Annotated in this window: 8 protein-coding genes and 1 pseudogene; 3 read left to right on the top strand and 6 right to left on the bottom strand. The window is 70.9% G+C overall.

Features of this window, described 5'->3' with window-relative positions; all coding sequences use genetic code 11:
• From D588_RS0108660 to hutI, 5 genes and pseudogenes are all read right to left on the bottom strand, one after another.
• A pseudogene (locus D588_RS0108660) lies at nucleotides 1–300 on the bottom strand (hypothetical protein); the annotation flags it as partial.
• Between the two features lie 140 nt (nucleotides 301–440).
• On the bottom strand, nucleotides 441–2108 hold the full coding sequence (gene hutU, locus D588_RS0108655) for a urocanate hydratase (protein ID WP_017915684.1): 1668 nt from the start codon (nucleotides 2106–2108) through the stop codon (nucleotides 441–443).
• 57 nt (nucleotides 2109–2165) lie between these two features.
• A complete protein-coding gene (hutG, locus tag D588_RS0108650) occupies nucleotides 2166–3029 on the bottom strand; it encodes an N-formylglutamate deformylase (RefSeq protein ID WP_026143521.1) in 864 nt (287 codons plus the stop codon).
• A 124-nt stretch (nucleotides 3030–3153) separates the two neighbouring features.
• Nucleotides 3154–4692 carry a histidine ammonia-lyase gene (gene hutH, locus D588_RS0108645; protein WP_017915682.1) on the bottom strand — a complete coding sequence of 513 codons (1539 nt, stop codon included), beginning with the start codon at nucleotides 4690–4692 and terminating at the stop codon, nucleotides 3154–3156.
• Complete coding sequence (hutI, locus tag D588_RS0108640) at nucleotides 4689–5891, bottom strand: imidazolonepropionase (RefSeq protein ID WP_026143520.1); 1203 nt, start codon at nucleotides 5889–5891, stop codon at nucleotides 4689–4691. Before hutI ends, hutH begins: the two co-directional genes overlap by 4 nt.
• 63 nt (nucleotides 5892–5954) lie before the next feature.
• Between hutI and D588_RS0108635 the strand changes: the two genes are divergently transcribed.
• From D588_RS0108635 to D588_RS0108625, 3 genes are all read left to right on the top strand, one after another.
• Entirely contained in the window at nucleotides 5955–7352 is a 1398-nt protein-coding gene (locus tag D588_RS0108635) for a formimidoylglutamate deiminase (RefSeq protein WP_017915680.1), read from the top strand.
• A gap of 49 nt (nucleotides 7353–7401) precedes the next feature.
• Entirely contained in the window at nucleotides 7402–8133 is a 732-nt protein-coding gene (gene hutC, locus D588_RS0108630) for a histidine utilization repressor (RefSeq protein ID WP_017915679.1), read from the top strand.
• Nucleotides 8134–8409: 276 nt separating this feature from the next.
• A complete protein-coding gene (locus tag D588_RS0108625) occupies nucleotides 8410–10398 on the top strand; it encodes an SDR family oxidoreductase (RefSeq protein ID WP_017915678.1) in 1989 nt (662 codons plus the stop codon).
• Nucleotides 10399–10557: 159 nt separating this feature from the next.
• Here D588_RS0108625 and D588_RS0108620 read toward each other — a convergent pair whose 3' ends face one another.
• A complete protein-coding gene (locus D588_RS0108620; RefSeq protein ID WP_026143518.1) occupies nucleotides 10558–11559 on the bottom strand; it encodes a restriction endonuclease in 1002 nt (333 codons plus the stop codon).
• Nucleotides 11560–11872: the final 313 nt, after the last annotated feature.

Below are 11872 nucleotides of genomic sequence, written 5' to 3'. Positions count from 1 at the left end.
GGGCGAAGGCGCCGCGGTCGGTGCGGCATTGGCGGACGCCGCCGCTGCGGGCGCTGCCTCGTATTCGTAGGTCGCGCGCAGGCGCTCGTGGTCCTGGCGCAGCGTTTCCAGTTCCTGCGCGCTGGCGGCGGCCTGCGCCTTCAGCTGGCTCAGCGCCGCCTGATACCGCGCGATCGTCTCCTTCGCAGTCGCGTCGCGCCGATAGGCATGCCCCAGACGCTGGAACAAGCCATGCGCGAACGCTGTGGCAACGGCAGCCCACAGCGCCACGGCAGGAGTGAGGTAGATCAGGATGCCCATGCAGGCTCCTTGAAACGATGCATCCCTTGTCGGCGCGGCTCGGCCGAACTTGAGGCTGTATCGTGCGAGGGGTGACGCAGTTCCGCTTTGCCGCGTCGTGCGCCCGCCCGCCGCGCGCAGGCGGCGGACGGGCGCCGGCCTCAGCGCAGGATGCCGGGTAGGTCCAGGTGCTTGTCGCGGGCGCAGTCGAGGGCGATGGCATACCCCGCATCGGCATGACGCATGACGCCGGTCGCGGGGTCGTTCCATAGCACCCGGGCGATGCGCTTGGCCGCCGCCTCGGTGCCGTCGCAGACGATGACCATGCCGGCATGCTGCGAGAAGCCCATGCCGACGCCGCCGCCGTGATGCAGCGAGACCCAGGTGGCGCCGCTGGCGGTGTTGAGCAGGGCGTTGAGCAGCGGCCAGTCGGAGACGGCGTCGGAGCCGTCGGCCATGGCCTCGGTCTCGCGGTTCGGCGAGGCGACGCTGCCGCTGTCCAGGTGGTCGCGGCCGATCACCACCGGCGCCTTCAGTTCGCCGTTGGCGACCATCTCGTTGAACGCCAGCCCCAGGCGGTCGCGGTCGCCCAGGCCGACCCAGCAGATCCGCGCCGGCAGGCCCTGGAACTGGATCTTCTCGGCGGCCATGTCCAGCCAGCGGTGCAGGTGCGGGTTGTCGGGAATCAGTTCCTTGACCTTGGCATCGGTCCTGGCGATGTCCTCCGGGTCGCCGCTCAGCGCGGCCCAGCGGAACGGGCCGACGCCGCGGCAGAACAGCGGGCGGATGTAGGCGGGGACGAAGCCCGGGAAGTCGAAGGCATTGGCCACGCCTTCCTCCAGCGCCATCTGCCGCAGGTTGTTGCCGTAGTCCACGGTCGGCACGCCCAGGGCGTGGAAACCGAGCATGGCGCGGATGTGGTTGGCCATCGAGGCGCGCGCGGCCTGTTCCACCTCCTTCGGCGCGGAGAAGCGCTTGGCGTCCCACTGCTCGACCGTCCAGCCCTGCGGCAGGTAGCCGTTGACCGGGTCATGCGCGGAGGTCTGGTCGGTCAGCAGGTCCGGCTTGATCCCGCGCGCCAACAGCTCGGCCAGCACGTCGGCGACGTTGCCGAGCAGGCCGACCGAGCGCGGCGTCTTCGCCGCGCAGGCCTCGGCGATCAGGCGCAGCGCCTCGTCCAGCGAGTCGGTCCAGGTATCCAGGTAGCCGGTGCGCAGGCGCATGTCGATGCTGCTCTTGCGGCACTCCACCGCCAGGCACGAGGCGCCGGCCATCACCGCGGCCAGCGGTTGCGCGCCGCCCATACCGCCGAGGCCGCCGGTGAACAGCCACTTGCCGGACAGGTCGCCGCCGTAGTGCTGCCGGCCCATTTCGACGAAGGTCTCGTAGGTGCCCTGGACGATGCCCTGCGCGCCGATGTAGATCCAGCTGCCGGCGGTCATCTGGCCGTACATGGCCAGGCCCTTCTTATCGAGTTCGTTGAAGTGGTCCCAGTTGGCCCAGCGCGGCACCAGGTTGGAATTGGCGATCAGCACCCGCGGCGCGTCGGCATGGGTGCGGAACACGCCGACCGGCTTGCCGGACTGCACCAGCAGGGTCTGGTCGTCGTCCAGCCGCTTGAGCGTCTCGACGATGGCGTCGAAGCTCTCCCAATCGCGCGCGGCGCGGCCGATGCCGCCGTACACCACCAGTTCCTGCGGCCGCTCGGCCACGTCCGGGTGCAGGTTGTTCATCAGCATGCGCAGCGGCGCTTCGGTCAGCCAGCTCTTGGCGGTGAGGGTGCTGCCGGTGGGCGCTTGGATGATGCGGGTGGCGTCGAGGCGGGTCATGCGGGAATCCTCAGGTGGATGCGCGGAAAGCGGAAAGCGGAACGCGGTGCGCGCGCGTCAGTCGGCGGCGCGGCCGGATGCGGCCGGGCTGCGGGCGAAGTCGAGGCAGGCCTGCAGCACCTGCTGCAGCACCGCGCGCAGCGGCGCGGCGTATTCGGGTTGCCACGGCGAGGGCCAGTTGCTGGGGTCGACCGTGTCCGGCTCGTGCATGTAGCCGCGGCAGGCCAGTTCCATCTGGATCGCGTGCACGCCGTCGGCCGGCGCGCCATGGTGGCGGGTGCTCCAGCCGCCCTTGAAGCGGCCGTTGCGCACGTGGCTGAAGCCGCTGCCGGCGCAGACGCGCTCCACCGCATCGGTCAGCGCCGCCGCGCAACTGCTGTCCACTGCACCGGAGGCACCGGCGCTGCCGATGTTGAACTGCGGTAATTCGCCGTCGAACAGGTGCGGAATGCGCGAGCGGATCGAATGCGCGTCGTACACCACGATGGCCGGGTGCAGGGCGCGCAGGCGCGCGATCTCCGCGTCCAGCGCGGCGTGGTAGGGCGCGAACCAATGCGCGCGGCGCGCGTCGATCTCGGCCGCATCCGGCTCGGCCCCGGGTCGGTACAGCGGCTGCGCGTCGAAGGTGGTCAGTGGGCACAGCCCGGTGGTGTTCTGCCCGGGATACAGCGACACCCCGGCCGGGTCGCGGTTGACGTCGATCACCGAGCGCGAGATCGCGGTGCGCACGGTGGTCGCGCCCAGCGCGTTGGCGAAGTCGTACAGCAGGTGCACCCACCAGTCGGCATCGCGCTGCGCCAGCCATGGTGAGACGAAACGGTCGGTCAGCGCTTCCGGCAGGTCGGTGCCGGTGTGCGGGAAGCTGAGGATCAGCGGCGCATCGCCGCGGTGCACAGTGAGCCAGTCGGGCAGGGATGTCATACGGCCTCGCGTTGTGCTGTTCTGTGGAAGCGGCTTCAGCCGCGAACGGGGCATTACCTGGTAAAGCCCGGTCGCGGCTGATCCCAAAAAGGGGCAGAGCTGCTCCTACGACGGGGTCTTCAGATCAGACGCTAACCTCGGGCAGCCGCATCCCCACCGCCGCGGCCAGCGCGCCGTCGCGCACCAGTGCGGTGGCGGCCAGCATGTCGGGGTGGAAATAGCGATCGTCCTGCAGCGCCGGGACGCGGACGCGCAGCAGCGCGCGCGCCGCTTCCAGGGCGGCGCTGGAGCGCAGCGGCGCGTGGAAGTCGCAGCCCTGCGCAGCCGCCAGCAGTTCGATGCCGACCACGTTGGCCGCGTTCTCGGCCATCGCCAGCAGGCGGCGCGCGCCGTGCGCGGCCATCGATACGTGGTCTTCCTGGTTGGCCGAGGTCGGGATCGAGTCGACGCTGGCCGGATAGGCGCGCTGCTTGTTCTCCGAGACCAGCGCCGCGGCGGTGACCTGCGGGATCATGAAGCCGGAGTTGAGGCCGGGCTTGGGGGTCAGGAACGCCGGCAATCCGGACAGCGCCGGATCCACCAGCATGGCGACGCGGCGCTCGCTGATCGAGCCGATCTCGCACACCGCCAGCGCCAGCATGTCGGCGGCGAAGGCCACCGGCTCGGCGTGGAAGTTGCCGCCGGACAGCGCCTCGCCGGTGTCGCTGAACACCAGGGGGTTGTCGGAGACGCCGTTGGCCTCGGTGGCCAGGGTGGTGGCGGCCTGGCGCATCACGTCCAGCGCCGCGCCCATCACCTGCGGCTGGCAGCGCAGGCAGTACGGATCCTGCACGCGCACGTCGTTGTCGCGGTGCGAATCGCGGATCGCCGAGGCGTGCATCAAATCGCGCAGCGCCGCAGCGGTGTCGATCTGCCCGGGCTGGCCGCGCAGCGCGTGGATGCGCGGATCGAACGGGGTGTCCGAGCCTTTCGCGGCCTCGGTGGACAGCGCGCCGGCGACCAGCGCGGCATGGAACACGCGCTCGATCTCGAACAGGCCGGCCAGTGCGTAGGCGGTGGAGAACTGGGTGCCGTTGAGCAGGGCCAGGCCCTCCTTGGCGCCCAGCGTCAGCGGCTGCAGCCCGGCCTGGGCCAGCGCCTGCGCCGCCGGCAGGCGCGCGTCGCCGACGAAGGCCTCGCCGACGCCGAGCATCACCGTGGCCAGGTGCGCCAGCGGCGCCAGATCGCCGGAGGCACCGACCGAGCCCTGGCACGGCACCACCGGGATCACCTCGTGGCGCAGCAGCGCTTCCAGCAGCGCCAGCGTCTGCGGCTGCACGCCGGAGGCGCCCTGGGCCAGGCTGGCCAGCTTCAGTGCCATCATCAGCCGCACCACCGGCACCGGCATCGGCGCGCCGACCCCGGCCGCGTGCGACAGCACGATGTTGCGCTGCAGAGCCTCCAGGTCCTCGCGCTCGATGCGCACGCTGGCCAGCTTGCCGAAGCCGGTGTTGATGCCGTACACCGGCGCGCCGGTGGCGATGATCGCCTCCACGGTGCGCGCGCTGCGCAGCACCGCGTCGGCGCAGGCCGGGTCCAGGCGCACGCTGGCGCCGCGGTACACGGCGCGCCACTGCGCCAGGCTGACCGCGCCGGGGCGCAGCAGGATCTCGTCGTCGCTCATTGTCCTCTCCAGATACGCGCATGCAGCGGGTTGAAGCCCATGCGATAGACCAATTCGGCCGGTTCGGCGATGTCCCAGATCGCCAGGTCGCAGGCCAGCCCGGCGCGCAGCCGGCCGACCTGGTCCTGGCGCCCGAGCGCGCGCGCCGCCTCGCGGGTGAAGCCGGCGATGCATTCGGCCACGGTCAGCCGGAACAGCGTCGCCGCCAGGTTCATCGCCAGCAGCGGGCTGGTCAGCGGCGAGGTGCCGGGGTTGCAGTCGGTGGCCAGCGCACGCGGCACGCCGGCGGCGCGCAGTGCGGCGATCGGCGGCAGCTGGGTGTCGCGGGTGAAATAGAACGCGCCCGGCAGCAGCACCGCGACGGTGCCGGCCGCGGCCATGGCGGCGACGCCGGCGTCGTCCAGGTATTCGACATGGTCGGCCGAGCGCGCGCCGTAACGCGCGGCCAGCGCCGCGCCGCCCTGGTTGGACAGCTGTTCGGCGTGGATCTTCAGCGCCAGGCCATGGCGTTGCGCGGCCTGGAACACCTGCTCGGTCTGCGCCAGGGTGAACGCCAGGTGCTCGCAGAACACGTCCACCGCCTCGGCCAGGCCCTGCGCGGCGACCGCCGGGATCATGCGCTCGCAGACCTCGTCGATATAGGCCTGGGCCTCGGCGCCGGGCGGCACCGCGTGCGCACCGAGGAAGGTCGGCGACACGGCCACCGCGCGCAGTTCGCCCAGGCGCCGCGCCACGCGCAGCAGGCGCAGTTCGTCCTCCAGGGTCAGGCCGTAGCCGGACTTGATCTCCACCGTGGTCACGCCTTCGGCCAGCAGTGCATCCAGCCGCGGCAGGCTGGCGGCGAGCAGGGCGTCCTCGTCGGCGGCGCGGGTGGCGCGCACCGTGGAGACGATGCCGCCGCCGGCGCGGGCGATGTCGGCGTAGCTGGCGCCGAGCAGGCGCTGCTCGAACTCGCCGGCGCGGTTGCCGGCATAGACCAGGTGGGTGTGGCAATCGATCAGGCCGGGGCCGATCCAGCGTCCGCCGCAGTCGATGCTGCGCTGTGCCGACAGCGGGCCGGGCAACTGCGCTGCGGCGCCGGCATAGACGATGCGGCCGTCGCGGCAGGCCACCACGCCGTCGTGGACCAGCCCCAGTCCGCCGTCCTCGGCGTCGAGCGTCATCAGGTGCGCGTTGTGCCAGAGCGTGTCGCAGGGCATGGTCACGGGCAGGCTCGTCGGTTATTTTGTATATACAATATTGTGGTCGATGGAGGGTGTCCAGTGCAGACCCAGGCGCAGCAGCAGGCCAACGGCAACGCGGGATCGGGCGAATTCTGGTGCGCGCACGCGCTGCTGCCGCAGGGCTGGGCGCGCGACGTGCGCATCGGCGTGCGCGGCGGCCGCATCGCCACGGTGGAGCGCGACGTGGCCGCAGCCCTTGGCGATCAGCGCCTGGACATCGTGGTGCCCGGGCTGGGCAATCTGCACAGCCACGCTTTCCAGCGCGGCATGGCCGGCCTGACCGAGATCGGCGGGCGCAGCGGCGACAGCTTTTGGAGCTGGCGCGAGCTGATGTACCGCTTCCTGCAGCGGCTGAGCCCCGACGATCTGCAGGCCATCGCCGAGCAGGCCTACGTGGAAATGCTCGAGGCCGGCTTCACCCGGGTCGGCGAGTTCCATTACGTGCATCACGCCGCCGACGGCCGCCCTTACGCCGACCGCGCCGAGATGGCGCAGCGCCTGGCTGCCGCGGCACAGACCAGCGGTATCGGTATGACCCTGCTGCCGGTGTTCTATGCGCATGCCGATTTCGGCGGCGCCGCGCCGAACCCGGCGCAACAGCGCCTGCTGCACGACGTCGACGGGTTCGCCGCACTGCTGGACGGCAGCCGCCGTGCCCTGCAGGGGCTGGACGACGCGGTGCTGGGCCTGGCCCCGCACAGCCTGCGCGCGGTCACCCCGGACGAACTGGCGGCGCTGCTGCCGTTGTGCGACGGCCCGGTGCACATCCATATCGCCGAGCAGACCCGCGAAGTCGACGCCTGCCTGGCCTGGAGCGGGCAGCGCCCGGTGCAGTGGCTGCTGGCGCACGCGCCGGTGGATGCGCGCTGGTGCCTGGTGCACGCCACCCATGTCGACGACGCGGAAGTGCAGGGCCTCGCCGCCAGCGGCGCGGTGGTCGGGCTGTGCCCGATCACCGAGGCCAACCTCGGCGACGGCCTGTTCCCGATGCAGGACTTCCTGCGCGCCGGCGGCCGTTTCGGCGTGGGCTCCGACTCCAATGTGCTGATCGATGCGGCCGAGGAACTGCGCCTGCTCGAGTACGGCCAGCGCCTGAGCCTGCGCGGGCGCAACGTGCTCACCGGCGACACCGCGCTGTCCAGCGGCCGCCTGCTGTTCCAGTCCGCCGCGCAGGGCGCGGCGCAGGCGCTCGGTGTCGAACACGGTCTGTGCGAGGGCGCCCCGGCCGATCTGGTCGAACTGGACGCCGCGCATCCGGCCTTGCAGGCGCGCGACGGCGACGCCTGGCTCGACAGCTGGCTGTTCGCCGCGCGCGGCGGTGCGGTGCGTTCGGTCTGGCGCCACGGGCGTGCGCTGGTCCGCGAGGGCCGCCACCTGCAGCGCGAGGGCGTCGCCGCCCGCTACGCGCGTGCGCTGACCCGGTTGCTGGACGCATGAGCCGCGACCCGTGCGCGCTGTGCGCTGCCTGCCACGGCACGGACTGCCGATGACGCCGGCCGCGCCGACGCTGCCGCTCAGCCAGCGCATCCGCCGCGACATCGAGGCGCACATCCGCAGCGGCGCGTGGCCGCCCGGCCATCGCATTCCGTTCGAGCACGAACTGATGGCGCAGTACGGCTGCTCGCGGATGACCGTCAACAAGGTGCTGGCGCTGCTCGCCGACGCCGGCATGATCGAGCGCCGACGCCGCGCAGGTTCCTTCGTGGCGCGGCCGCATCCGCACATGGAGCAGGTGGCGCTGGAAATCCCGGACATCCCGGTCGAGGTCGCCGCGCGCGGCCATGTCTACCGTTTCGAACTGCTGGAGCGGCAGCAGCGCGCGCCGCGCGCGGCGTTGCCGCAGGAGGCCGAGGTCGCCGCGGGCGGCAGCCTGCTGGCGCTGCAATGCCTGCACTACGCCGACGGCCGTCCGTTCGCGCTGGAAGAGCGGGTGATCAATCCGGTGGCGGTGCCGGAGGCCTTGCAGATGGACTTCGCGGTGACCGTGCCCGGCAGCTGGCTGCTGCAGCACGTGCCGTGGACCCGCGCCGAACACCGCATCAGCGCGGTCGGCGCCAGCGCCGCGCAGGCGGCGCACCTGCAGGTGCCGGCCGGCACCGCGTGTCTACTGATCGACCGCCGCACCTGGCGCGGCGAGCAGGCGGTGACCTTCGTGCGCCAGGTGTTCCTCGGCGACACCTACGACCTGGTCGCGCGGTTCTCGCCCGGCGCGCGCTGAGCCCGGCGCGCGGCGACTGCAGGCAACTCACGTACGCCGGCGCGACGAAGGTGTCCGTGGAAGGCCGTCGCGGCTGACGCCGCTCTTCCAGAACGCGACACGACGCGCGACGAGCACAGATGATGAGGAACGCGCAGTCGCCTCGCCGGTGCCCGATGCTGCGATGCCGCACGTTCGCCATACGCCGGCGTGCGTTTGTCCTGCCCGCCGCACTCTGGCAAGTTAGCGCCGGGGCCGGGCGAGGGGCCGTGGCCGCGGAACGAGGGATGGTTCGGCATGACGTATTTCGTGACAGGCGCCACCGGTTTCATCGGCCGCTACCTGATGGCCAAGCTGATGCGGCGCAAGGGCGTCGTGCATGTGCTGCTGCGCAAGGAGTCGCAGCGCAAGTTCGATGCGCTGGTGCGCGAGCAGGGCTGGGATCCCAAGCGCCTGGTGGTGCTGCACGGCGACGTCGGCGCGGCGTACTGCGGGTTGACCACGGCGCAGCGCAAGACGCTGCACGGCAAGGTCAAGCATTTCTTCCACCTGGCTGCGCTGTACGATCTCACCGCCAAGGCCGAGGACCAGCGCATCGCCAACCTCGACGGCACCCGCAATGCGCTGGAACTGGCCGCGCAGATCGGCGCCGGCATCTTCCACCACACCAGTTCGATCGCGGTGGCCGGGCTGTACCCGGGCATCTTCCGCGAAGACATGTTCGAGGAAGCCGAGGGCCTGGACGATCCCTACCTGCGCACCAAGCACGATGCCGAGGCGCTGGTGCGCGCCGAGACCCGGATCAAGTGGCGCATCTACCGCCCGGCGATGGTGGTCGGCGATTCGCGCACCGGCGCCATCGACAAGATCGACGGCCCGTACTACTTCTTCCCGCTGATCAAGAAGCTACGCCAGCTGCTGCCGCCATGGGCGCCGATGCTCGGCATCGAGGGCGGACGGATCAACCTGGTGCCGGTGGACTTCGTCGCCGACGCGATGGACCACATCGCGCACAAGCCCAAGCTCGACGGCCACACCTTCCACCTCACCGACCCCGAGCCGCTGCGCGTGGGCGAGGTGCTCAACGTGTTCTGCCGCGCCGGCCACGCCCCGGAGATGACCCTGCGGGTGGACGCGCGCATGTTCGCGTTCGTGCCCTCCAGCATCCGCGCCGCGGTCGGCAGCCTGCCGCCGATCCGCCGCTTCACCGGCATGCTGTTGCGCGACTTCCGCATCCCGCGCGAAGTGCTGAAGTTCATCACCTATCCCACGCGCTTCGACAGCCGCGAGACCGAGCGCGCGCTCAAGGGCAGCGGCATCGCCGTGCCGCGGCTGGAAGACTACGCCTGGCGCCTGTGGGACCACTGGGAACGGCATCTGGACCCGGATTTGTTCGTCGACCGTTCGCTCAAGGGCAAGGTCCGCGGCAAGGTGGTGTTGATCACCGGCGGCTCCTCGGGCATCGGCCTGGCCACCGCGCAACGCGTCGCCGAGGCCGGCGCCATCACCGTCATCGTGGCCCGCGGCGAACAGGAACTGCATGCCGCGCGCGATGCGATGAACGCCAAGGGCGGCAAGGTCTTCGCCTACACCGCCGACCTGTCGGACCTGGCCGACTGCGACCGCCTGCTCAAGACCGTGCTGGACGCGCATGGCCATGTCGATGTGCTGATCAACAACGCCGGCCGCTCGATCCGCCGCTCGATCGAACTCAGCTACGACCGCTTCCACGATTTCGAGCGGACCATGCAGCTGAACTACTTCGGCAGCCTGCGCCTGATCATGGGCGTGCTGCCGGGCATGACCGCGCGGCGCAAGGGCCACATCATCAACGTCAGCTCGATCGGCGTGCTGGCCAACTCGCCGCGCTTCTCCGCCTACGTCGCCTCCAAGGCGGCGCTGGACGCCTGGAGCCGCTGCGCGCAGGGCGAGCTGTCGGGCAAGGGCATCAGCTTCACCACGGTCAACATGCCGCTGGTGAAGACCCCGATGATCGCCCCGACCAAGATGTACGACAGCGTGCCGACGCTGAGCGTGGACGAGGCCGCCGACCTGATGGTCAAGGCGATCATCGAACGCCCCAGCCGCGTGGCCACGCGTCTGGGCATCTTCGCCGCCCTGGTCAACGCCGTGGCGCCGAAGGCCTACGAGGTGGTGATGAACACCGCCTTCGAACTGTTCCCCGACTCGGCCGCGGCCAAGGGCGACCGCAAGGCGCTACGCGAGACCAAGCCCAGCCAGGAGCAGATCGCGTTTGCGGCGTTGATGCGGGGCGTCCATTGGTAGGAGCTGGGAATCGGGAATTGAGAATCGGGAATTGCAAAAGCGCTGGCTGCACGCAGGGCCGCTACTGTGCTATTCGGGCAGGAAAGTCGCTCGTGCATGCTCGTCGCGTGCCGATAGCCCGCTCTACCGATTCCCCATTCCCGATTCCCCAATCCCCGCTCAAAACGTCCTGCATTGCCGCCACCGCACCGGTTCCTCGTGGCCCGGGCGCGGGTTGAGCTGGATGCGGACGGTGCGCAGGGACGGGTAGCGCTCCACTTCGCGGCAGATGCGCGGCCACACCTGGGCGTCGTCGCCGCTGCGGTCGACCACCAGGGTCATTTGTGTCTGCCAGATGCCGCGGATCACGCCCGGGGTGGCGGCCAGGGCCTTGGAGAGTTCCTGGCGGTTGCGCTGTTCGGTGGCGGGATCGGGGTCGGCCAGGTCGCCGGCGTCGTCCAGCGCTGGTTGGGGCGCGGCAGCGGTGGTGCTCGTTGGCGTGGTTGCGGCCGGCGTAGGCGCGGCTGCGGCAGCGGGCGTAGGCGATGACGCTGTTGCGGTCACGGCTGCCGGAGGCTCTGCGGGCTGCTGCAATGCCAGCGCACCGACGCCGGTCACCACGCCCAGGGCGAGCGAGGCCAGGCCGGCGATGGCGATGTGGCGCTGCGCGCGGCGGCGGCTGGCGCCGATCACGCCGTCTTCCAGTTCGCTGGGCAGGTAGGGCTTGAGCATCGGCCAGATGCGCGGGCCGTCGAGGATTTCCACCGCCTGCTTCTCGGCCGCGGCGATGCCGTCGCGCTGCACCTTGCCCTCGGTGATCAGGATGCCGCCCTGCGCGCCCATCAGCCGTGCCGCCGCGCCCAGTTCGTTGACCGCGGCCGAGCCGATCCGGTATGCGCGGCCGTGCTTGCACGACAGCAGCCAGCGCGCGTCGCCGCGGGTCATCACGAAGTCGCTTTGCGGTTCCTGGCTCGTGTGCTCGTCGACGGTGGCGTCCTGCAGGTCGCGCTGTTCGCGCATCGCGCGCCGCACCATGTAGGAGAAATCGCGCCAGTGCAGGCCGGCCAGCGCATGCAGTCCGGCGCTAGCCTCATTCTCGCGGCGCCGTACCAGCCACAGGTAGAGGCTGGCCGCCAGCCATGCCGCGACTGCCAAGATCGCTGCCGCTATCCAGGAAAACATGCTCGCACCCGCACACGCGCCGTAAGGAAGTCAGTGTATCGCCAGCGTGTCACGGCGCCGGCAAGGCGACAGCGGTGGACGGCGGACAAAAAAGACCCGCCAGTCCGAAGCCGAGAGGGGAGGGGAGCAAACGGTCTTCTGATGGACTGGCGGGTCCGTTTCGATTGTCTGGAAAAACGTGCTGCTTTGCAACAATCCGGTTACTCGGCCGGGGTCGGCGTCTCGCTGCGCTTGCGGCTGGCGCGCTTGGGCGCGGCCGCGCGCTTGGCTGGCGCGACCTTGGCGACCACCGGGCCGGCAGGTCGGCGCGCCA

The sequence above is a fragment of the Xanthomonas sp. SHU 308 genome (assembly GCF_000364645.1).
GTDB classification, from domain to species: Bacteria; Pseudomonadota; Gammaproteobacteria; order Xanthomonadales; family Xanthomonadaceae; genus Xanthomonas_A; species Xanthomonas_A sontii.
The sequence above is the reverse complement of the archived record's forward strand: the minus strand, read 5'-3'. Positions and strand labels throughout refer to the sequence as shown.